Source organism: Streptomyces sp. NPDC111516, from assembly GCF_055635345.1.
Genome location: NZ_JBVKBV010000023.1, coordinates 43,842 through 65,817, shown reverse-complemented (window position 1 = coordinate 65,817; position 21,976 = coordinate 43,842). Strand labels below are relative to the sequence as shown.

Here is a 21,976-nt window from a genome sequence, read left to right as displayed (position 1 = left end):
AAATATGACAGAGAGATGTTCCCGAACGATCGCAGAGTGCTCGAACATGCACCCCATTTCCCGATGTTTCGCTCTGTTCCGCCCCCTCGGCAACTGCGGGATCATGTCCGTATGGCCGATGACCATACACACGTCCAAGAGTTCTTCACGGCACGCGCGGCGGACTGGGACACCCGGTTTCCTGATGACGGGCCTGCCTACGCCTGCGCCGTCGGCACACTCGGGCTGGGCCCCGGTGACGCCGTGCTCGACGCCGGCTGCGGTACGGGCCGGGCACTGCCTGCTCTGCGCGCGGCCGTGGGACCGCGGGGCACGGTCCTGGGCGTGGACCTCACGGCGGCGATGCTGGAGGCGGCGGTACGGGCGGGGCGGGACCGGAGCGGAGCTCTGCTCCTCGCCGATGTCGCCCGCCTTCCCCTGCGCTCGCGGTCGCTCGACGCGGTGTTCGGGGCCGGGCTGATCTCCCATCTCTCCCACCCCGGACCGGACCTGGCGGAATTGGCGCGGGTGGTCCGGCCGGGAGGCCTACTGGCACTCTTCCACCCCATCGGGCGGGCCGCTCTGGCAGCGCGCCATGGCCGCCGGATCACGGACGACGATCTGCGCGCCGCGCCCAACCTCCGTCCGCTGCTGGCGCATTCGGGCTGGCGGCTCGATACGTACACCGACGAGGACGACCGATTCCTCGCCCTCGCGGTACGGGACTGACGGTCGAGCGCTCTGCCGTCCTGCTCACTTCCTGACCGATCGGCTGCCGGCTCGACCGCCCGCTCGACTCCTCATTCGACCGGGGCGTCGGGGCGCCCGTGGTGCGCTACCGGACAGCCGCGGATGCCCGGGCTGGGGAACGTACCGAGCCCGGCCACCTCGTAGCCGTCCGGGTAGCCCTTGATCTCCGGGTTCTGCCGGGCGTAGTGCGGGGTGGCACGCGGCGGCAGCAGTCGTACGGCCCGTGCCCTCAGCCGCAGGGCGCCGTGGGTGAGGCTACGGGTCGCGGGGCCCGGGCGTTCGTACCGGAACGCCCGCAGCAGGGAATCGTCGAGAAGCGCGAGGGCCGCTTTCCGTGCGGCGGGCGCCAAGGGACGCGGATACCAGGAGCTCATCAGGTCCAGCGTGGCATCGGAGACGCGCCGTGCCCCTTCGTCCCAGCCGAAGTGCTCGGCCTCGTAACTGTCGAGGGTGCGCTCGAAATCCTCATACGTCGCCGGCAGGTCCTTGATGCCCATATGGGCGCCCATGGTCCGGTAGTAGACGGCGCACGCCCGCAGTTCATGGTCGGACAGCCGGCGCCAGCCGTAGCTGTCGAGCCACCGCTTCGGGGTGACGACGAACGTGCACAGCACATAACGCATGTCGTCGTTGCTGATGTCGTAACTGCGGTGCATCTGATTGATCCGGCGGATGGCCGTGCGCCCCGGGGTGCTGTCGAAGCCGTGCTCGACGACCGTGTCGAGGAGGAGCGCGGTGTCGTCGTAGCGCTTCTGCGAACGATCCGTCAGTTCGGCCGTTTCGGCGAGGAGTCGTCCGATGCGCGGGACGGCATAGGTGCGGTACAGGGCCAGTTCGAGAGCGCGGGTGACGTCCCAGGGGAATTCGTAGGTTGCCGTGATCCGATAGATCCGGAGGAAGTCCCGCTCCGGATCGAGGCGCTGAATCTCCCTCAGCCGGTCGTACCGCTTCATCGTGCTGCCCCCTTGCCTCGGTCGGAGGTCCAACTCTACGTCGGCGGGGAACACCGTAGGTTGTACGAGCAAGTGCTGGACGAGCAGGTGATGTTCGACCAGATGCTGTTCGCACGTCATGCATTCACAGGTCCTTGGGAGGACGGTCTTCGTGATCGACATATTCAGCAGTTTCCGGAAGGTTGTGTCCCCGGACCGGAAGGGCGAGCGGCCCACAGCACCTCTCGACCAGGACCGGCGCAAGCAGCACAACCTGTTCGAGGCGGCCGCCACGTATGTCTCGGCATCCGTGGAGGAGGATGAGGCGCGGATCGACGAGGCGAGCGGGTGGGTGTCGCCGGAGGCGCTCTCCTTCGGTATCAGCGAGTTGGCCTGCCGGGCCGTCATCGCGCTGGCCCGCGAGCGTGACGAGTCACCGCAGACAGTGGCCCGTTCGCTGCTCGGTCTGCCCACGGACTGAGGTGCGCCGTCCGTCGGGCCGCGGGCCGCTCGTCCTCCCTTGTCAGGGCCTCGACGATTGGGTTACCGACTGGTTAAGGTGCGCCGGCGGACAACCATGACGGACGAGGAGGGTGCCGTGACCGGCACGAGCGACGCAGTCGCGGATGACGACGCACTGTATGTGCTGACCGCGGTGCTGCTGACACCGGCGCAGTTCCCGAGCGTGCTCGGCGACGACTACCCCGCCGCGTGTGCGGCGCTCGCCCTCGAACCGTACGCCGAAGGGTACGGACTGGTCCTCGGCCAGGACGGCGGTGGTGCGCGGTGGACCGTCGTCGTCGAGGACGTGTCGCTGGTCGCGGTCGCCATCGCGGCCTGGGACTGCGGAATGGAGTACGACCTCTCCCCCGACGGCCGTTCGGTGGTCTGCGCTCTGCCCGGCTGGCCTCTCGCGGTGAGGGTCGCTGTTCCCGGGGTGGCCGCCCCGCACGATCCGTTGCCGGACCCGGATGCCGACGGGGCCGATCCGGCGCCGCTGGCACCTCCCGACACGGAGTCGTGGGGTCCGGCCCAGCGGCGCATGGGCGCGGACGAGATTGCGCACCAGTGGGCGGCCTGGCGCGAGCAGCTCGACGACGAGACGGCCTTCGCCACTCCGGACGGCGGCACGGACGCGGCCGCGGGCCGGGCCGACGACCGCACCGGCACGTCCGCCGGGCCGACCGAGCGGGACGACGCCGACACCGACGTCAGAAGTGAAGCCGGAGCCGGGCCCGAAGTCGAGATCGAGGCCGGGGCCGAGAGCCGGCACCGGAGCGACGGGCCCGGCTCCACCGCCCAGAACCCCGCGGAGGACAAGCCTTCCAGGGCGCATCCCGGTGTACGCCGGGCCCTCGCGCAGGCCCATGCCTATGTGGACACCCCGCCGCCCCCGGGCCGTGTCCGGTCCTCCTTCGCCACGGGCGACGCCCGGATGCTGCGCGCCGACGGCCCCGGCTGGTCACTGGTCGCCAGGACCGATGACATCGCGTTCATCCTGCTGGACGAGGAACCGGGCGAGGTGCTTCCGGTCGGGCGCGGCACGGAACTGCCCGGCCTGTTGAAGGCCCTGGACGCCATCGCGGTACGGCCGGCCTGAGCAAGCTCCCGGCGCTCAACGTGAGGCGGCAGCCGATCGTCGGCAGCCGCCCACCAGCTTGTGCGCCCCGGCCCCACCGCCGTGTGTCGCGCGCTCTCCGGTTACACGCGCTCCAGCGCGCGATGCGGCCCGACGGGCAACTCGGCCTCGATCGGGTCCCCGGGCCGGACCACACCACCAACCGTGACGACACCCATGATCCCGGCCTTGCGCACGATGCGGCCCGCAGCGTCCCTGCCGACGACCTTCTTGAGGAGCCCGTCGCGGAAGTTGTCGATCTGCAGGCACGGATTGCGCAGGCCGGTGACCTCGACGACTGCCTCGTCGCCGAGGTGCAGCAGAGTGCCGACGGGGAGGGCGAGGAGATCGACCCCGCTGGTCGTGACGTTCTCCCCGAGATCGCCGGGAGCGACCTCGAAACCGGCTGCTCGCAATTCACCGAACAGCTCCGCGTGGATGAGATGGACCTGGCGCAGATTCGGCTGGGTGGGATCCTGCGCGACCCGGGACCGGTGTTTGACCGTGACTCCCGCGTGCACGTCTCCCTCCACGCCCAGCCCGGCCAGCAGGGTGATGCTCTTCCGGTTCGGCTTGGTGAACGAATATGTCTCGTTCCTGCTCACTGCGGTCACGGTCCCGCCCACAGCGGAGTCCCCCTCGTTGTCAGCTTGATGTCAGCGGCTCGGCTTCAGCTGGTTCTTCAGCGGCCTATTTCCTTGCGGGTGATCCTGCGGAGCCTGCGTCGCTGGCTCGGGTCCAGCAGCAGATAGGCGACCGCCGGAACTCCGATCAGGACCAGCAGCGACAGCCAGAATCCGATGAACGGCATCAGGATGACTGCCGCGACGACTCCCCCGATGGCAATCTTCGCGCTTTTCGACATCGTCCACGCCTCCTTCGCGGCCCGGAAGCCGCTCCTGCTGTGAGAACGCCTGTGCGCCCCCATCGGTTCCTGCCGGCCGCGGCATCCTCACCTCAGGGGTTCGCCGACCTCGTGCATGTGCTGGAGTGCCTGCCGGTAGGACTCGATCAGTCCGGTCTCCGTGTACGGCATGCCGATCGCCTCGCAGTGGGCGCGCACCATGGGCTGTGCCAGGCGCAGATGCGGGCGGGGCATGTTCGGAAAGAGGTGGTGCTCGATCTGGTAGTTGAGCCCGCCGAGGAACCAGTCCGTGAGGATGCCGCCGCGTACGTTGCGCGAGGTCAGGACCTGACGCCGGAGGTGGCCCCAGCGGTCGCCGTCGGGGTCGGGCATCTCCATGCCCTTGTGGTTCGGCGCGAACGCCATGCCCAGGTGGAGCCCGAACAGCGCGTGGTGCACGAGAGCGAAGACGACGGCCTTCCCCGGGGACAGGACAGTGAGCAGCAGTGTTGCGTACAGACCGAGATGGGCGACCAGGAGAAGTGCCGAGAGGGCCCGTTCACGGGCGGGCTGCCGCCGCAGGTACTGGAAGCCGGAGATCTTGAGCGCGATGCCTTCGAGGAGCAGCATCGGGAAGAACAGCCGCGCCTGGTTACGGGTGAGCCAGCGGGCGAAGCCTTCTCGCTGGGCCGCCTGCTTCTGGGTCCAGACCAGGGCGCCGACGCCGACGTCCGGGTCCTTGTCGATGTGGTTGGGGTTGGCGTGGTGGCGTACGTGCTTGTCGTTCCACCATGCCTCGTTCATGCCGAGCAGCAGGTTGGCGTGCACGAGGCCGATGGCCCGGCTCGCCTTGCGGTCACCGGATATCTGCGCGTGTCCCGCGTCGTGTCCGACGAACGCGGTGCGGGACCAGAAGATCGCCAATGGCAGTGCGAGCAGGAGGGTCCACCACGTGTTGCCGAGGAGGAACATGCCGGTGAGCACGGCACCCAGTGCGACCAGGTTGGTGGCGATGCCCGCCGCGTACCACCCGGTGCGCCGCTCCAGGAGCCCCTGCCCCCTTACCGCCCGCAGGAGGGGAGCGAAATCGCTCCCCTGGCTCGGGGCGGTTCCGGTACGGCCGGCAGTTACTTCACTTACAGCATCTCCCGTACCGTCACGGGTGCCTTCCACGACGGTGGCTACGGCCTGGGGCATGAGGTCTCCGGTCTCTGAAAAGCTGCGCTGACCTGTAGAAACGTATGGTTACGACGGGTGCGTCAGCCATGGCGCCACCACCCCGGACCTCCGGGGGAAAGCCCCCTCCCCCGAAGGGGGTGCTGGCTACACCCTGAAGCGCGGCAGGCGGTCGCGCAGGCTGCCGAGTCACCTGAAAGTGAGCTGGATCACGGCGATTGCGCCCACGGGGGCACGCTGTGGTGGAGTACCCTCGGCGCCTCGAGCCCCAACTAGTCAAATTTGAGGAATTCGGCATCGCTGTGCACAGGCTTCCTGCGACAACGCTCTCCGAGATCTCCGCACTCTCCGGCTGCTCCGTGGTCTTCCTGCCCGCGGATCCCTTCCGTACCGGCCGTATGGCTTTCTGGTATCCGGACAGCGGCAGTCCCCCCGACACTCCCGGTTCCGTCGAGGAGTTGACCGTCGTCGGCGCCGACGCGCGGGTGCACGTCGTACCGGCGCTGCTGCTCCCGGTCCGCGACGCACTGCCCGTGCTCACGCGCGCGCGGACCTCGGAGCATGCTTCCGGTGCCGCCGCGTTCTGGGGCGCCGCCGCTCTGCTCGCTCTGCAACTCGCCGCCCGCGGTTTGCTGTTGCCCGGACTGACGGCCACCGATCACGACGCGTGGCGGGCCGGTCCGCTGACTGCCGACGATCAGTCGCGGATCCGGACGCTCGCCGCCTCGATGCCGCCTCTGGCCCACGCGGTACCGCTCGACGAAACCGTCCAGCCGGTGCTGCTGCCCGAACCCGAGCGACTGCTGCGCGCGTTCCTCGACGCGGTGGCGGACGGGCTGCCGCGCACCCCCGCGGCGGCCTTCGCCACCGGCAGCGCAGCGTTCGCCGTCGACGCGCCGCAGCATCTTCCCGGTCAACGTGCCTGGGCCACCGATGTCGCGGCCGGGCACGACGCGGGCGTCCGGCTCTCGCTGCGGGTCGAGGCGTCGGGGCTGACGGCGTCGGACCAGGACGAGGACGAGGAGCGGACCGCCGGGCCGTCCTTCCGCGCTGTCCTGCAGATCCACAGCGTCAGCGATCCGGCGCTGGTCGCCGATGCCGCCGAGGTCTGGGCCGGCTCCGCGCCGGCCGCGGCCGGCTTCGGCCCACGGGTCCGGATGGACGTCCTGTTGGCGTTGCGCCGGGCCGCCCGTGCCTGGCCTCCGCTGACTCCGCTGTTGTCGGCCACGGTGCCCGACTCCGTCGACCCCGCCGACGAAGAGCTCGTCGAACTCCTCGGCCCCGCCGGGCGGGCACTCGCCGCGACCGGGGTCCAGGTCCACTGGCCCAGGGAACTGGCGCGCAAGCTCACCGCACGCGCCGTCATCGGTCCGCAGGACGACGGAGCGGACCAGGACCACGATGGATTCACCCGGACCGGCTCCGACACCCCGCCGCTTTTGTCCGCCGATGCGCTGCTGACGTTCAACTGGTCGTTCGCCCTGGGCGACCAGCAGCTCAGCCGCGCCGAGCTCGACCGGCTCGCCGAGGCCAACAGGCCGGTGGTGCGGCTGCGCGACCAGTGGGTGCTGATCGATCCCGAAGAGGCACAGCGCGCTCGCGAGACCCAGGACCGCAAGGTCACTCCGATCGATGCGCTCGGAGCCGTACTGACCGGTTCCACCGAGGTCGACGGTCGCCGGGTCGAGGTCCGGGCCGCCGGCTGGCTGGAGCAGCTGCGCCGCCGGGTGGCCGACCCGGAGTCCGGCGGGCAACAGGACGGGCAGCGGACGGTCGGTCAGCCAGCGGCCCTTGCCGCCACACTGCGCGACTACCAGCTGCGCGGTCTGAACTGGCTGCACACCATGACGTCGCTCGGCCTCGGCGGCTGTCTCGCCGACGACATGGGGCTCGGCAAGACCATCACTCTGATCGCTCTGCATCTGCACCGCCAGAGCATCGAATCGGCCGCCGGGCCGACGCTGGTGGTCTGCCCGACCTCGCTCATGGGGAACTGGCAGCGGGAGATCGAGAAGTTCGCGCCCGGTACGCCGGTGCGCCGCTTCCACGGCGGGTCGCGCAATCTCGCGGACCTGGCGCACGGCGAGTTCGTCCTCACCACGTACGGCACGATGCGGCTCGACGCGGCGAAGCTCGCCGGCGTCCGCTGGGGCATGGTGGTGGCCGACGAGGCGCAGCACGTCAAGAACCCGTACTCGGCAACGGCCAAGCAGCTGCGGACGATCGGTGCACGGGCACGGGTGGCGCTCACCGGCACGCCCGTGGAGAACAACCTGTCCGAGCTCTGGGCGATCCTCGACTGGACGACGCCAGGTCTGCTGGGCAGGCTCGGCACGTTCCGTACCCGCTACGCGCGCACCGCGGAGGGCGGCGATCCGGCGGCGGCCGAGCGGCTCGCCGCGCTGGTGCGGCCGTTCCTGCTGCGACGGCGCAAGTCGGATCCCGGCATCGCGCCCGAGCTGCCGCCGAAGACGGAGACCGACCGGACGGTGTCGCTGACAGCGGAACAAACGGGGCTGTACGAAGCGGTGGTACGCGAGACGCTGGCCGCGATCTCCGGCGCCGAGGGCTTCGCCCGCCGCGGCCTGGTCGTGAAGCTGTTGACGGCCCTGAAACAGATCTGCAACCACCCCGCGCAGTACCTCAAGGAGAAGGAGCCCCGGATCGAGGACCGTTCGGGCAAGGTGGAACTGCTGGACGAGCTGCTCGACACGATCCTGGCGGAGGACGCGAGTGTCCTCGTCTTCACCCAGTACGTGCAGATGGCCCGGCTCCTCGAACGGCATCTGGCGGCGCGCGGGGTGCGCACGCAGTTCCTGCACGGCGGTACGCCGGTCGCCGAGCGGGAGGCGATGGTGAACCGCTTCCAGGCGGGCGATGCCCCGGTCTTCCTGCTGTCCCTGAAAGCGGCCGGCACCGGACTCAACCTCACCAGGGCAGGCCATGTCGTGCACTTCGACCGGTGGTGGAACCCGGCGGTGGAGGCGCAGGCCACCGACCGCGCGTACCGGATCGGGCAGACCCAGCCGGTGCAGGTGCACCGGCTCATCGCCGAGGGCACCATCGAGGACCGGATCGCCGCCATGCTGGACCGCAAGCAGGGACTGGCGGACGCGGTGCTCGGCTCCGGCGAGGCGGCACTGACCGAACTGACGGATGCGGAACTGGCCGATCTGGTGGAGCTGCGAGGGGGCACGCGATGAACGACGCATACGACAGTGACGGGTACGCGTCCACGACCGCCGACGGAGGTGACGTTCCGGCTCCGGTGCAGGAACGTACCTTCGCCGCGCTGCCGCCCGCGCGCGGCCGAGGCTTCGCGGAGACCTGGTGGGGCCGGGCATGGCTGAAGGCCCTGGAGGACACCGCTCTGGACGGCGGACAGCTCAAGAAGGGGCGCAGGTTCGCCCGCGAGGGCCAGGTCGGAGCGGTTACCGTGCGGCCCGGCCGGATCACCGCGGTCGTCCGGGACCGTGACTCGTCCACGTACCGCAGTGATGTGCTCCTCCAGGAGCTGAGCGAGGAGGACTGGGAACGGTTCCTGGTCATGGCCGCCGGCCGGGCCGGGTACATCGCGGCGCTCCTCGACCGCGAGATGCCGCCACACCTGGTGGAGGACGCTTCAGCGGCCGGTGTGGAACTGCTCCCAGGGATCGGCGACCTGGACCCGGAGTGCACCTGCGAGACCTGGGACCACTGCCCGCACACCGCCGCCCTCTGTTATCAGGTGGCGCGGCTGCTGGACCAGGATCCGTTCGTCCTGTTGCTCATGCGGGGGCGCGGCGAGCGGTGGCTCCTGGACGAGCTCCAGGAACGCATCGCGGCCCGTGCCGAGGGGCGGGCGCCGGCCGGGCCGGCCGTCTCCTCCGACGGGTCCGGTGCCTCGGCCGCGAAGGCGAAGGACCGCGGTGTGCGGGCGGACGAGGCTTTCGCCGCGCGGGACATCCTGCCCCCGCTGCCCGCTCCCCCGCCGCTGCCCGCGGAACCGGGCCCCGCGCCGTCGCTGGACGCGGAGACGGAACCGGAACCCGGAGTTGATCCGGCGGTCCTGGAGTTGCTGGCGAGGGACGGTGCGGCACGCGCCCACCGGATGCTGGTGGACGCCCTCTCCCCCGGCCATGAACGGCAGCCGCCGCGACCCGGGTTGACGCCGCAGCAGGACGCCGTGCGGCTGGTCGCGGACGCCCGGCCCGAGCCCTGGATCGCGACGCGGCTGGCCGCCGGATCCGGACGGTCGCGGGCCGGACTCGACGCGGCGGTGCGTGCCTGGCAGTACGGCGGGGTGGCCGCGCTCACCGTGCTCGACGAGGAGTGGACGCCGGATCCGGAATCGCTGGCCAGGGCCCGGGCCCGGCTCGCCGCGGCGTGGGAGGAGGGCGAGCAGCCACGGCTCCGGTCCGCGGGCAATCGCTGGACCGCCGTGGAAGTCGGTGTGCAGCTCAGGTACGGGCGGGACGGACGCTGGTGGCCCTACCGCAAGGAGAACGGGCACTGGGTTCCGGCAGGCCCGGCGGACGACGATCCGGCAGCGGCACTGGGAGGTTCGAGCGGGTCGGACGACTGAGGTCGTCACGCGACCGCGGTCATCCGTGAACAGGGCCGCTCGATGGCCGACGGGCGGGGGCCGGACAGGACGTCCTGGCCTCCGCCCGTCGTGTTCCGCCCCGGTGTTCAACTCGATGTCACCGCGCGTCGAGGGTAGGGGCGAAACCTGACGGGCAGCCGAGCTGATCGCACCTCAGGAGACCTCATTTCCAGGCAAATTGTCCGCCCTTCTCTTGCCATCGGGCTGCCGCTCGCCCTGCTCGGAACGGTGTGTGCCGCCGGAACGGCGACGAGAGCGCAGGCCCCCGCGACGAGGCCCCGTACACACATACGACGCGAAGACGCCGCTCCCTCCCCGCCCCACGCAACCGTTTCGGCTCCTGCCGTCTTCCGTCGCCCGCGCGACGCCCGTACGGTAGGGCGAACGCGAGACGCTCGGCCGTACATCGGACAACGCCTTCCGATTGTCGGACAGAGGGGGCCACGAGGTGTCGGGGGATTCGGGCAGCGGACTGCAGAAGGGTGTCACGACACCGTGGCCGCGCATCGAGTCCGACACGCATCTGATGTCGACCGGCTCCGCGCGTCCGCACGAAGACGCCTTCCGCATCTCCCAGTTGGACCGGGTGCAGTGCCTGGCGCGTGACTACGGTCTGTCGGAACTGGACGCTCATCAGCTGATCGGCCAGGCCGGCGATGCACCGTTGGCCAACGCGTGCGACACCAACTACACCTGTGTGGCCGAGATCCGCAAGGAGTGACTGCCCGCAGGCGATCCTTGTCGCGGACTCCACCACCATCTGCGAGAGACCGCGACGTTGCTGTCCAGTCCCTGATCCCACCCCCCACAGGAGTGTTCATGCACCGCAGAAGGATTCTTCAGGGCGCCGCCGTGACGGCGGCCGCCGCGCTGCTCCCCGCCTCGGCCCGCGCCGCGGCTTCCGCGGCGGCGGGCGAGACGGACTATCCGCTCGCCCACTGGACGCCCGCCTCCACGTCCAACTTCACGGCGTCGACCCGTCCTTCGGCCTATCCGATCCAGTACGTGGTCATCCATGTCACCCAGGAGACGTTCTCGAACACGATCGGGATCTTCCAGAATCCGGCGAAGCAGGTCTCCGCGCACTACGTGGTGCGCTCGGCGGACGGCTACGTCGCCCAGTGCGTCCGGGAGCAGAACATCGCCTGGCACGCGGGCAACTGGGACTACAACACGCGCAGTGTCGGCATCGAGCACGAGGGCTGGGTGGACCAGCCGTCCTACTTCACCCACACCATGTACGAGAAGTCGGCGCTCCTGACCGCGTCGGTCTGTGACCGTCACGGCATCCCCAAGGACCGTGCGCACATCCTCGGCCATGCCCAGGTCCCGGGCACCGACCACACCGATCCCGGCCCGAACTGGGACTGGGTGCGCTACATCCGTCTCGTCAATCTCTACTCGGCCGGCTGACCCGCCCGCACCTCCGGTCGCTCTCCGCAGCACGGTTGTCACAGACGTTCGCGGCGGCCACGATGGGTGTGCACGACGCCCCTGGACGGGAGGGTGAGTTGACGGACCCCTGGGTGGCTCTCACGGCCGACGCGGACCCCGGTGAACGGCTCGGCCAACTCCGGCATGCGCACGAGGTGTTCACCACCGCCGGACGGTTGGAGCGGCCGGTGCGTCCGATGGTCGGCGAGTCGTGGCGGCGCTCGGCACAGGCCCGGGTCAGCCCGGACGGTACCGCCCTGGTCGAGCTGGGCGCGGACGACCTCGGGCCGTACCGGGACGGGCACCCCCTGGCCCCCGCCATGCCGGTGATCCGTGAGCTGATGAGCGCGTACGCGACGGACGGCGAACACCTTCTCGCCGTGTGCGACGCGCTCGGCAGGCTGCTGTGGGTCGAAGGACACGCGACGACCCGGCGGGTCGCGGGCCGGATGAATTTCGTGGAGGGCGCCCGCTGGGCCGAGTCCGTGGCCGGCACGAACGCGCCGGGTACGGCCATCGCCGTGGACCGGCCGGTGCAGGTCTTCGCCGCGGAGCACTTCCTGCGGCCGGTCCAACAGTGGACCTGCGCGGCGGCGCCGCTCCACGACCCGCACACGGGCCGGGTCCTGGGCGCAGTGGACATCACCGGCGGGAACCGGCTCGCGCATCCGCACAGCCTGGCGTTCGTGCAGGCGGTGGCACGCGCCGCCGAGTCACAGCTGGCGCTCCTCGCGCCCGCGCCCGCGCCCGCCGGAGAGACCGCGCGGCTCAGTGCACTGGGCCGGGACGAGGCGCTGCTCGTTGCCGGAGGCCGCAAGATCCGGCTCAGCAGGCGGCACAGCGAGCTCCTGGTGAGCCTGGCACGCCATCCCGAGGGGCTCTGTGGCGACGAACTCCTCGTCGAACTGTACGAGGACGAGTCGGTGACCCCGGTGACGCTGCGGGCCGAACTCTCCCGGCTGCGACGACTGCTCGGCCCCGAACTGCTCCTCTCCCGCCCCTACCGTCTCTCCGCGCCGGTCGACGCCGACTTCGACACGGTGGCGCGCAGACTGGCGTCCGGCGCGGTGGCGGCGGCGCTCAGCGCCTACGCGGGTCCGCTGCTGCCCGGCTCGCAGGCGCCGTCCGTCGTCCGCCTGCGGGGCCGGCTCGACGAGCAACTGCGGGCCGCACTGATCGCGCGCGGTGACCCGGGCCTGCTGGCCGACTGGGCGTACAGCCCCTGGGGCGAGGACGACCTCCCGATCTGGCGGGCGCTCGCCGCGGCCGTCCCCGCAGGTCGGCGCCCGGCACTGCTCGCCAGGGTCCGGACGCTGGAGACCGAACAGGGATAACGGTGTTCCCCGTGCAACGGGGTTGCAACGTGCCGCTGTCTACCCTCGTCGCGAGGGCCGTCCAACGGCGGGCGGCACCGGATCCGGGAGGCCACAGAGATGACCCGTTACGCTGCGCCGGGGACCGAGGGCGCCATCGTCTCGTACGAGTCCCGCTACAACCACTGGATCGGCGGCGCGTACGTCCCGCCCGCCCGTGGCCAGTACTTCGAGAACCCCAGTCCCGTCAACGGCCGCCCCTTCACCGAGATCGCCCGCGGCAGTGCCGAGGACGTCGAACGGGCCCTGGACGCGGCACACGCCGCGGCCCCCGCGTGGGGAGCGACCGCGGCGGGCGAGCGCGCCTCGGTCCTCAACCGGATCGCCGACCGGATGGAAGCTCATCTGGAGGAGCTGGCGGTCGCCGAGAGCTGGGACAACGGTAAGCCGGTACGGGAGACCCTGGCCGCGGACATCCCCCTGGCCATCGACCACTTCCGCTACTTCGCCGGTGCGCTGCGCGCCCAGGAGGGGTCGCTCAGCGAGATCGACGACGACACGGTCGCGTACCACTTCCACGAGCCGCTGGGCGTCGTCGCGCAGATCATCCCGTGGAACTTCCCGATCCTGATGGCGACGTGGAAGCTGGCCCCGGCACTCGCTGCGGGCAACGCGGTGGTCCTCAAACCGGCCGAACAGACCCCGGCCTCCATCCACGTATGGCTGAAGCTGGTGGCCGACCTCCTGCCGCCGGGCGTCGTCAACATCGTCAACGGCTTCGGCGCGGAGGCCGGCAAGCCCCTCGCCTCCAGCCCGCGCGTCGCGAAGATCGCCTTCACCGGTGAGACCACCACGGGGCGGCTGATCATGCAGTACGCCTCCGAGAACATCAAGCCGGTGACGCTGGAGCTGGGCGGCAAGTCGCCGAACATCTTCTTCGACGACGTGTGGAACGCGGACGACGACTTCCGCGACAAGGCCCTTGAGGGGTTCACCATGTTCGCCCTCAATCAGGGCGAGGTCTGCACCTGTCCCTCGCGCGCGCTGATCCAGCGCGGCCACTACAGCGAATTCCTGGAGGCGGGCATCACCCGCACGGAGAAGATCGTGCCGGGGCACCCGTTGGACACGGACACGATGATCGGCGCCCAAGCCTCCAACGACCAGCTGCAGAAGATCCTTTCGTACCTGGACATCGGCCAGCAGGAGGGCGCGAAGGTCCTCACGGGTGGTCAGCGGATCGAGTACGACGGGGAGCTGGCGGGCGGCTACTACGTCCAGCCGACCATCTTCGAGGGCGACAACCGGATGCGGGTCTTCCAGGAGGAGATCTTCGGCCCGGTCGTGGCGGTCACGTCCTTCTCCGATTTCGACGACGCGATCGCCACGGCGAACGACACCCTGTACGGCCTCGGCGCGGGCGTGTGGACCCGCGACATCAACACCGCGTACCGGGCGGGCCGCGCCATCCAGGCCGGCCGGGTCTGGACGAACTGCTACCACGCGTACCCGGCCCACGCCGCTTTCGGCGGGTACAAGCAGTCAGGGATCGGCCGCGAGAACCATAAGATGATGCTGGAGCACTACCAGCAGACGAAGAATCTTCTGGTGTCGTACTCGGCACAGAAGCTCGGCTTCTTCTAAGGGTACGAGAAAAGGCGCCTGACCTGGGCTTTTGTACGCCAGGCGCCTTCCGCTCGACCCACTCAGACCTGAGCCTGATTTGTGTCGTGACTCCCAATTCATCACGCTGGTATCCCACGCCTGACCAGCCGTTCCGGACCAGTCGCGGACGGCGGATCACGCTGCCCGGCGCCTCCGTTTAGCCGCTCCGATACTCCCCAGCTGAGATGCCTTGACTGGTGCGCGGCGAGGCGTCACATCATGACGAGGCAAACGTTGCCTGATACGGCACTGGACTCCAGCAACTCGACTCCACGTAAGCCGGGGCACATCAGTCCGGGCGAGCAAGGTGCTGGCGGCTGAGGCATGGCGGGATTGCGGACGGTCGCTTCAGCTTGAGGGCATGGCTGGCACACGACGTCGTGTGTCAGGGTTGCGGGTATGGATTGGCAGTCTGAGAGCCCGGAACTCTGGGCGTTCCTGGAGTCCCTGCACCGCGGCGACATCCTGTCCGGCACCGTCGCGGCGATCGAACGGTTCGGGGTCTTCGTGGCCCTGGACGACGGGCCTGGCCACCCCACCCTGCCCGGTGTCGGGTTCCTCGGTATTCCCGAACTGTCCTGGCGGCGCTTCGATGATCCCAGCGATGTTGTTCAGGTAGGGCAGCGTGTCTCGTGCGAGTTCCTTGGGTCCGACACCTACAACGCTGAGGCCAGACTCTCTTTGAAGGCACTGGAGCCGGACCCCCTCCAGGCTTTCGCCGACCGCACAGTGGTGGGCCAGGAACTCCGCGGGACAGTTGAGAAGGAGCTTCCCATCGGCATCTTGGTCGACCTCGGGGATGGGGTTTTCGGACTGGTCCCCTTCAGAGAGGTCGACGGCCGCCCTGCGGCGAGTCCGGCAGAAGACTTCGAGGTCGGAGAGGAGATTGCCGTCGTCGTCGTGGAAATCGAGCTGCCACGCCGCCGGGTGTTCCTCTCCAGGCCAGAGAGCGGCCAGTACGCGGGTGTCGTGCTGCCTACGTGACGGCCGCCGTGCCCGAATCGTTGAGGTGAGCATGGGGCGGGGCGATCTAACGGATGCCGAGAGGGCACGGCTGTGGCCGTTCCTGCCGGTCAGCAAAGGGCGTTGTGGCAGGTGGCGGGATCACCGGCAGGTGATCGACGGGATTCTGCACCGGGTGCGGACCGGGGTGCAGTGGCGTGATCTGCCCGAGAGGTTCGGACCGTGGAAGACCGTCTATGAACGCCACCGTCTGTGGTCGGCCGACGGGACTTGGGAGCGTCTGCTCCAGCAGGTCCAGGCCGAGGCCGACGCGGTCGGGGAGATCGACTGGGACATCTCTGTCGACTCCACCGTCGTGCGTGCGCATCAGCATGCGGCCGGCGCCCGCACCGACCAGCCGCCAGCCCCCGCTTCAAAGGGGGCCGCGAAGGCAGAACATCAGGACGAGACGCCGTGGCAGGGCCTTCACGGCCGCCTGGTGGAGGTGGTGCTGGAGACAAGAGCTTGGGCCGCTCGCGGGGCGGTTTCACCAGCAAAATCCACCTGAGTGCGGATGGCCGCTGCCGTCCGCTGTCCCTGGTCGTCACGCCAGGGCAGCGGGCGGACTGCACCCAGTTCATCGCGGTCGAAGTGGGCGAGCTTCTCGATCAGCCACAGGTCCTGCAGCAGCAGCGGGCCCCTGGAGCCGGCGCTCATGCTGTTCTCGTTGTCGACGACCGGTGCTCCGTGGTCAGCGGTGTGGTGTTCTCCTCGAAGGCCATCGTCCCTTCCTCTGCTGCAGGTGACGGTGCGGGTGGATCGGGGTGGGTGTGCTGTGAGCCGCCTTCGCGGTCGCAGCCTCACTCCGGCCAAGGGTTGTTCCGGATGATCTCGACGAAGTCCTTCCGGCGGAACGAGGCATCGAAGTGGGCCAGCACGTCGTCGTTCATGGTTCCGAAGGTGGTGTCGGGGCGGTCGGCCATGCCCTCGTAGAACGCCTTCAGGATGCGGTTCTTGAAGTCGGGGCGCGGGTGCGTGGCCACGACCTCGGCCCGCTGCTGCTCGGTGATCTCGGTGAGGTCGAGGCCGAGGACGTCGGTCTCGACACCGAGGCTTACCACGGCGACCTCCGGCGGCAGCTGGTGCGGCACCTCGGGGGTGGTGTGCAGGGCGATGGCGAGCCAGACGTTGCGGGCGTCCTGCTCGGTGCGGCCGTGGTCGAGCAGGAAGGAGCGTGCGGCCTCGGCGCCGTCGAGCTCGAAACGCCGGTCCTTGGTGGCGTAGGTCGGGGTCAGGCCGAGATCGTGGAAGAGGCCGCCCACATAGGCGAGTTCGGGGTCGACCTCGAGCCCGCGCGCGGCCGCCTTGAGTGATCCCCACAGGTAGACGCGCCGCGAGTGGTTGAAGATCGTCTCGTCGGCGGCGCCACGGACGAGGTCAGTGGCCTCGCGGACCAGCCGGGTGTCGGGAATGGCGATCCCCGCGATGTTCTCCGACATGAGCTCTCCTTGACTGGGTGTGGAGTGGACTGCTTTCCAGCCTTCCTCCCGATCGCTGTCCGGCCCACCGCCCAAACTGCCGGGTATCCCACAGATCCGGACCCGATCGGATCCGGACCGCGGCCGTGCGAGGGTTCAGCGGGCGCGGGCTGCAACGTCGTCCTCGCCAGCGCGCCGGGCGGTGGCGAACCGGGCCCGGTAGCCGCTCGGCGCAACACCCAGACGGGCCACGAAGGTACGTCGCATCGACTCCGAGCTGCCGAATCCGGCGGCTCGCGCCGCCTCGGCCACCCCACAGCCCGAATCGAGCAGCGCTTTCGCATGGTCGAGACGGATCTCCTCGACAAACTTCGCCGGAGTGGTGTCCATCTCGGCGTGGAACATCCGCGCCAGGTGGCGCGGGCTGACGCCGATCAGGGCGGCCAGCGAGCCGGCGGTGTGAGGGAGCCCAGGCTGCGCCGCTACCAGGTCGACCACAGAACGCAGGGCAGGTGTGCGGGGAGGGCGTACCTCCAGGGGCGCCGAGAACTGGGACTGGCCCCCGGGGCGCTGCATGAACACCACGAGGTTGCGGGCGACGTTCCGCGCCAGGTCTCCACCGTGGTCCTGCTCCACCAGAGCCAGGGCCAGATCGATGCCAGCCGAGACGCCTGCCGAGGTGACGATGCCACCGTCCTCGACGAACAGGGCGTCGGGCTGCACCTGGACATCCCGGTATGTGCGGGCGAGCAGCTGGGCGTGCCGCCAGTGGGTGGTGGCACGCCGCCCGTCCAGCACCCCGGCGCCGGCAAGGACGAACGTGCCGGTGCAGATCGACACCAGCCGCCGGGCGCGGGGCTGCAGGACTCGGATCGCTTGGGTCAGATCGGCCGGGATGGCCCGGGTGACCAAGGCGTCGCCGCCGGAAACGACGACCGTGTCCGCCTCGGCCACGTCGGCCGCTGCCCCGTCTACCGGCAGACGCAGGCCCACGGAGGTGACGACCGGTTCTCCGGACGGCGAGGCATAGCTGAGCGCGTAGCGGGCGCCGAACAGGTTGGCCTCAGCGAACACCTCCGCCGGGCCCGCCACATCGAGCATCTTGATGCCATCAAACACGACGAACACGATGTGCCGCCTGGGTTCCATGACTGCTCGCCTTTCACGCGCCGTGCCACCAACCGCATTCCGGGAAGCCGGGCCGCGGAATCTGACTGTCTCCCATCGTGTGCGGCAGTTGCCGGGCCGCGCCCATGAGCGACGGGACAAATCTCCCACAGGTTCGGACACCAGGCGGCCACCCGCCTGAGCCGCATAGGCCGTGCAAAGGCGCTCGGCATCCACCGGTCCGTGTGCCGGGTTCTGCCCCCAGGGGCGTTCGGCGGAATGTCCCCCAGTTGTGAGGCCACTCGAATTGTGCGGTATCGAGCTACCGGCTCAAGAACTGTCTCCAGGCCATCGAGCGTGAGCAGGAACTGCACGTCCTTCAGCTCCGCTCTCGGTGAGGCGCTCCAGCCCGGAGTCTGGGGAGTACCCGGGAAGCGACCTCGTTCGCCCGGGCGGGCGTGCCGTCAGTCGGTACCGGCCGTGACCGGTGCCCAGCGGGCGTACTCGTCCATCAACTCGGCGAAACGGTTACGCACGGCTGGATGCCCGCCCCTGGGCCGACCGCACCGCCGCGGAACTGCGGGCGGCGGGAGCCCTGGCGGAGACGGCCTCGAGTCCGGCGAGCGAACTCACCCCGCAGGAACGGCAGATCGCCGAACTGGCCGCACAGGGCCTGACCAACCGCGACATCGCGGCCCGCCTCTACCTCTCGCCCCGGACCGTCGGCTACCACCTGCACAAGGTCTTCCCTAAGCTCGGCATACGCACCAGAGCCCAACTCCGCGACGCGCTCTCGCAGGATCCGGAGCAGTGACCGTACGCGAGGGGCAGGGGCGGCGGGTTCGGCCGTCCGCCGGGTGAGGCGGCCGGTTCGACGCGTGCGGGTGGTCAGCCCAGTTCGGTCCGCAGCCAGCTCAGGACCTCGGGGGTCACCCGGTCGGTGATGTCGGCGAAATCCTCGTGCTTCTTCAGGAACTTGGCCACGTACGGGCAGACCGGCACGATCCGCTTGCCGGCGGCGCGTACGTCGGTGAGCGCCTGCTGGACCAGGGTGGAGGCGAGGCCCTGTCCGGCGAAGGCGTCGTCGATCTCGGTGTGGTAGAAGACGCGCTGGTCACCGCGGTCGCGGTAGGCGGTCAGTCCGGCGCGCTTGCCGTCGACCAGGATCTCGTAGTGGTTCTTGGTGTCGACGCGCTCGACAGTGGGCGCGGCGGCGGGCTGGCTCATGGGATGCCTTTCGGAGGAAGGTCGGTGACGTGTCGGAAGGGTTAGGAGCGCGGGGGATTCCTGCGCGGCGTGATGACGGCGTTGGGCAGGGCGGGGGCGGGCAGGCGGTCTCCCGGATATCCCTCGACGGCACCGAAGCGATCGGTGGCGTTCTGCCACTCCTCCCGGGCCTTGACGATGTCCTCGTGGCTGCGCCCGATGAAATTCCACCACATGACGATCTCTTCCTCGAACGGGGTTCCGCCGAGCAGGACCGTGCGTGCGACGTCGTCCGTCTCGTTCGTCAGGGTCAGGGTGTCGACGCCTGGGTGGGCGTAGCCCAACTCCGCGCGGCCCACCAGGGTCTCGCCCAGGCACACTTCGCCCTGGTCCACGAGGAGGCCGTGCTCGAAGGCGGGGTCCACGGCGAGCGTGAGAGTCGCGCGCGGCTGGAGGAGGATCTCGGCGCCGAGGAGGGGAGTGAAGGTCCGCACCGGAGAGTCCTGGCCGGCGAGGGAGCCCAGGAAGACCCTGATCTCGGCAGCGTCGATCTGCGCGGCTTCGGGTGCGTAGTGCTGGAAGTCCCGTTCGGTGTCACGGTGCTCCTGCGGCAGCGCCACCCACAGCTGGACACCGTGCAGAATCGTGGTCCGCGGGGTGGAGACCTCCGAGTGGCAGATCCCGTACCCGCCCGTCATGAGGTTCAGCTCTCCGGGCCGTACGTAGGCGTGGCTGCCCAGGCTGTCCCGGTGCTCGATCTCCCCGCTGAACAGCCAGCTCACCGTCTGCAGCCCGGTGTGCGGGTGCGGGGCGACGTCCATGCCTCCGGAGACCGAGACGTCGTCGGGGCCGTAGTGGTCGGCGAAGCACCAGGCGCCGATCAGGGTCCGGGAGCGCTGTGGCAGCGTGCGCCGCACGGTCATGGCCCGGGGCCCGCCGAGGGGGACGTCACGCGCGGTCAGTACGTCGACCCGCGCGGCCCCGGTCGAGTGCTCCCCGTCCGCCGGTGCGCCGCACCGCATCTCCGTGGGCTTCGTCTCGACGTTGCTCATCGTGGACCACCTCCGCAAGACATTGAGATATTGTTTTATATTCAACCACCGTGTCGCGATAATAGATCCGCGACACTGCCAGGTACACACCGCACACATGTACACGCCACACGACAAGGGAGCCGCACCGGCCCCCGGAGGAGTCCCAGGTTGAGCACGCACACGACCGGATCCGCGCCGCAGCGGATCTACATCGACAAGCAGAGCCCCGCCGCGTACCAAGCCCTGATACAGACCTCGGAAGCGGTCCGCACGGTCGCCGCCGAGGCGGGGCTCGACCGCAGGCTCGTGGAACTGGTCGATCTGCGCGTGTCCCAGATCAACGGCTGCGCCTACTGCCTCCACGTCCACACCAGGGCCGCCGTGCGTGCTGGTGAGACCACGCAGCGGCTCGGCGTGCTGGCGGCCTGGCGGGACACCGAGGTGTTCACCCCCGACGAGCGCGCGGCCCTCGCGCTCGCGGAGGCGACGACGAACCCCGCCGACGCGGCCCTGCAGGAGGCCGCCTACGACGCGGCCCGCGAGGTGCTCACCGACGACCAGATATCCGCCGTGATCTGGGTGGCGATCACCATCAATGCGTTCAACCGCGTCTCGATCATGAGCAAGCATCCGGTCCGGCCGCAGTAGACGGTGTGGGCGATGCGCGTCGGCATCTTGGCCCTCGTCGGAGCCGCCGGCGCGGCCGTGGCCCCGCTGGCCGGACGCTGGGGCGACCGCAGGCTGACCCGGTCCATGACCGGCGCCTCGTTCGCCCTCGCCGCGCTGGCCTTCGTCCTCGCCGGTCTCGGCCGGCACCACATCGTCCTGATCGCCCTCGCCGCCATCCTGATCGACGTGGCCGTCCAGGCCACCCTCATCCTCGGCCAGCACACCATCTACCAGCTCGACCCCCACGCCCGCGCCCGCCTCAACAGCGCCTCCATCGCCACCTTCTTCCTCGGCGGCGCGGTCGGCTCCCAACTCGGCTCGCTCACCTACCACTCCGGCGGCTGGACGGCCGTGACCACCCTGGGCGGCGGCCCTGCCCGTCCTCGCACTCCTGTACTGGCTCAGCGAGCACCGCAAAAGGCGAACCGTCACGCCACCCGTGACGCCGCGTAGGAGCCCACCCGCCGCCGCCACTGTCGCACGTCGCCGTGGTACGGCGGTGGTCGCGTTCCCTCGCCGACAACACGTCCTGCACTCGTCGGCAACCCACGCCCCCCGTCCCGCCCTACGGTCATCAGCGACACGGAACCGTCGGCGTCCGGCCCGTCGAGCGAAACCACACGCCACGGTCGCTGACAGGGGGCGGCATGCGACATCCTCTTCCACCACTTCCACCGCCCGGTGCCACGGGTGCGGGGTCGATCGTCTTCAGGACGGAGATCCGTGTGACCGTGACCGGCGAACTGCCGGTACGGCTGCCCGCCGAGCTCCGGTACACGAGGACCGATCCGTACGCCGTGTGCCTGTCCCTGGGCGCCCCGGCGGCCCGCCCCGTCGACTGAGTCTTCGCCCGCTCACTCCTCGCGGAGGGACTGCGCCGGACCGCAGGGCACGGGAACGTGGTGGTGTTCCCGCGGCACGGGTGCCGTCCGGACTCGATGCTCATCCTTCTGCGGACACGGCACGGGGCGGCGGTCCTCGAGGCCGCGCCCGCCGCCGTCACGGCCTTTCTGCGCCGGACCGACGCGCTGGTGCCGCCGGGCACCGAGCACGGCCAGGGCCTGGGTGATGATCGCGTCGCTGAGCGCGTAGGCCAGGTCCTGACGCGGGAGCATGGCGTGCACCTCGCCGGCGAGGCCAACCGGAAGGCTCTCACGCTGGGTTCCGAAGATGTCGGTGCCAGTGCCCGCCTGGGCCAGCGCCACCTCCGTGCCTTTCCGTGAGGCGATGCCGTTCGAGGTGTG

Annotated in this window: 21 protein-coding genes and 2 pseudogenes; 15 read left to right on the top strand and 8 right to left on the bottom strand. The window is 69.9% G+C overall.

What is annotated here, in order from left to right; all coding sequences use genetic code 11:
* Nucleotides 1-111 precede the first annotated feature (111 nt).
* A complete protein-coding gene (locus tag ACZ7L9_RS30940; protein WP_471420377.1) occupies nt 112-708 on the top strand; it encodes a class I SAM-dependent methyltransferase in 597 nt (198 codons plus the stop codon).
* Nucleotides 709-779: 71 nt separating this feature from the next.
* Here ACZ7L9_RS30940 and ACZ7L9_RS30935 read toward each other — a convergent pair whose 3' ends face one another.
* Complete coding sequence (locus tag ACZ7L9_RS30935) at nt 780-1,682, bottom strand: oxygenase MpaB family protein (protein WP_471420376.1); 903 nt, start codon at nt 1,680-1,682, stop codon at nt 780-782.
* A 184-nt stretch (nt 1,683-1,866) separates the two neighbouring features.
* Here ACZ7L9_RS30935 and ACZ7L9_RS30930 point away from each other — a divergent pair, with 184 nt between their 5' ends.
* On the top strand, nt 1,867-2,142 hold the full coding sequence (locus ACZ7L9_RS30930) for a hypothetical protein (protein WP_471420454.1): 276 nt from the start codon (nt 1,867-1,869) through the stop codon (nt 2,140-2,142).
* 117 nt (nt 2,143-2,259) lie between these two features.
* Nucleotides 2,260-3,261 carry a hypothetical protein gene (locus ACZ7L9_RS30925; RefSeq protein WP_471420374.1) on the top strand — a complete coding sequence of 334 codons (1,002 nt, stop codon included), beginning with the start codon at nt 2,260-2,262 and terminating at the stop codon, nt 3,259-3,261.
* Nucleotides 3,262-3,362: 101 nt separating this feature from the next.
* On the opposite strand, the gene ACZ7L9_RS30920 is transcribed toward ACZ7L9_RS30925, so the two are convergent.
* The 3 genes from ACZ7L9_RS30920 to ACZ7L9_RS30910 all read right to left on the bottom strand — a co-directional run bounded on the left by ACZ7L9_RS30920 (nt 3,363) and on the right by ACZ7L9_RS30910 (nt 5,320).
* A complete protein-coding gene (locus tag ACZ7L9_RS30920) occupies nt 3,363-3,893 on the bottom strand; it encodes an MOSC domain-containing protein (RefSeq protein ID WP_471420372.1) in 531 nt (176 codons plus the stop codon).
* Between the two features lie 68 nt (nt 3,894-3,961).
* On the bottom strand, nt 3,962-4,144 hold the full coding sequence (locus ACZ7L9_RS30915; protein ID WP_471420370.1) for a hypothetical protein: 183 nt from the start codon (nt 4,142-4,144) through the stop codon (nt 3,962-3,964).
* Nucleotides 4,145-4,231: 87 nt separating this feature from the next.
* A complete protein-coding gene (locus ACZ7L9_RS30910; protein WP_471420368.1) occupies nt 4,232-5,320 on the bottom strand; it encodes a fatty acid desaturase family protein in 1,089 nt (362 codons plus the stop codon).
* A gap of 281 nt (nt 5,321-5,601) precedes the next feature.
* On the opposite strand from ACZ7L9_RS30910, the gene ACZ7L9_RS30905 reads away from it, so the two are divergent.
* The 8 genes and pseudogenes from ACZ7L9_RS30905 to ACZ7L9_RS30870 form a co-directional block, all read left to right on the top strand.
* On the top strand, nt 5,602-8,502 hold the full coding sequence (locus ACZ7L9_RS30905) for a DEAD/DEAH box helicase (protein WP_471420366.1): 2,901 nt from the start codon (nt 5,602-5,604) through the stop codon (nt 8,500-8,502).
* A complete protein-coding gene (locus ACZ7L9_RS30900; RefSeq protein WP_471420364.1) occupies nt 8,499-9,863 on the top strand; it encodes an SWIM zinc finger family protein in 1,365 nt (454 codons plus the stop codon). The genes ACZ7L9_RS30905 and ACZ7L9_RS30900 overlap by 4 nt, the downstream gene beginning before the upstream one ends.
* 493 nt (nt 9,864-10,356) lie before the next feature.
* A pseudogene (locus ACZ7L9_RS30895) lies at nt 10,357-10,680 on the top strand (acetamidase/formamidase family protein); the annotation flags it as partial.
* A 23-nt stretch (nt 10,681-10,703) separates the two neighbouring features.
* Nucleotides 10,704-11,297: an N-acetylmuramoyl-L-alanine amidase gene (locus tag ACZ7L9_RS30890; protein WP_471420362.1), complete on the top strand. Its 594-nt coding sequence runs from the start codon at nt 10,704-10,706 to the stop codon at nt 11,295-11,297.
* A 98-nt stretch (nt 11,298-11,395) separates the two neighbouring features.
* Entirely contained in the window at nt 11,396-12,652 is a 1,257-nt protein-coding gene (locus tag ACZ7L9_RS30885) for a winged helix-turn-helix domain-containing protein (RefSeq protein WP_471420452.1), read from the top strand.
* A gap of 99 nt (nt 12,653-12,751) precedes the next feature.
* Complete coding sequence (exaC, locus tag ACZ7L9_RS30880) at nt 12,752-14,275, top strand: acetaldehyde dehydrogenase ExaC (protein ID WP_471420361.1); 1,524 nt, start codon at nt 12,752-12,754, stop codon at nt 14,273-14,275.
* A gap of 420 nt (nt 14,276-14,695) precedes the next feature.
* On the top strand, nt 14,696-15,280 hold the full coding sequence (locus tag ACZ7L9_RS30875; RefSeq protein ID WP_471420359.1) for a S1 RNA-binding domain-containing protein: 585 nt from the start codon (nt 14,696-14,698) through the stop codon (nt 15,278-15,280).
* Nucleotides 15,281-15,311: 31 nt separating this feature from the next.
* Nucleotides 15,312-15,886: pseudogene (locus ACZ7L9_RS30870) on the top strand (IS5 family transposase); the annotation flags it as partial.
* Between the two features lie 212 nt (nt 15,887-16,098).
* Here ACZ7L9_RS30870 and ACZ7L9_RS30865 read toward each other — a convergent pair.
* Nucleotides 16,099-16,737, bottom strand: coding sequence for an HD domain-containing protein (locus ACZ7L9_RS30865; RefSeq protein WP_471420357.1), 639 nt, complete (start codon nt 16,735-16,737; stop codon nt 16,099-16,101).
* Nucleotides 16,738-16,872: 135 nt separating this feature from the next.
* Nucleotides 16,873-17,865, bottom strand: a complete 993-nt coding sequence (locus ACZ7L9_RS30860) for a GlxA family transcriptional regulator (RefSeq protein ID WP_471420355.1) — start codon at nt 17,863-17,865, stop codon at nt 16,873-16,875.
* Between the two features lie 445 nt (nt 17,866-18,310).
* Between ACZ7L9_RS30860 and ACZ7L9_RS30855 the strand changes: the two genes are divergently transcribed.
* Nucleotides 18,311-18,637 (top strand): helix-turn-helix domain-containing protein, encoded by a 327-nt coding sequence (locus ACZ7L9_RS30855; RefSeq protein WP_471420353.1) that lies wholly within the window; start codon nt 18,311-18,313, stop codon nt 18,635-18,637.
* Between the two features lie 74 nt (nt 18,638-18,711).
* On the opposite strand, the gene ACZ7L9_RS30850 is transcribed toward ACZ7L9_RS30855, so the two are convergent.
* The gene (locus ACZ7L9_RS30850) at nt 18,712-19,050 is read right to left on the bottom strand and encodes a GNAT family N-acetyltransferase (protein WP_471420350.1); all 339 of its coding nucleotides are present in this window, start codon (nt 19,048-19,050) and stop codon (nt 18,712-18,714) included.
* 41 nt (nt 19,051-19,091) lie between these two features.
* Complete coding sequence (locus ACZ7L9_RS30845; protein ID WP_471420349.1) at nt 19,092-20,081, bottom strand: pirin family protein; 990 nt, start codon at nt 20,079-20,081, stop codon at nt 19,092-19,094.
* 150 nt (nt 20,082-20,231) lie between these two features.
* Between ACZ7L9_RS30845 and ACZ7L9_RS30840 the strand changes: the two genes are divergently transcribed.
* From ACZ7L9_RS30840 to ACZ7L9_RS30830, 3 genes are all read left to right on the top strand, one after another.
* Entirely contained in the window at nt 20,232-20,711 is a 480-nt protein-coding gene (locus ACZ7L9_RS30840) for a carboxymuconolactone decarboxylase family protein (protein WP_471420348.1), read from the top strand.
* 12 nt (nt 20,712-20,723) lie between these two features.
* Entirely contained in the window at nt 20,724-21,185 is a 462-nt protein-coding gene (locus tag ACZ7L9_RS30835; RefSeq protein WP_471420347.1) for a hypothetical protein, read from the top strand.
* A 446-nt stretch (nt 21,186-21,631) separates the two neighbouring features.
* Nucleotides 21,632-21,955, top strand: coding sequence for an SsgA family sporulation/cell division regulator (locus ACZ7L9_RS30830; protein ID WP_471420344.1), 324 nt, complete (start codon nt 21,632-21,634; stop codon nt 21,953-21,955).
* The last annotated feature ends 21 nt before the right edge of the window (nt 21,956-21,976 follow it).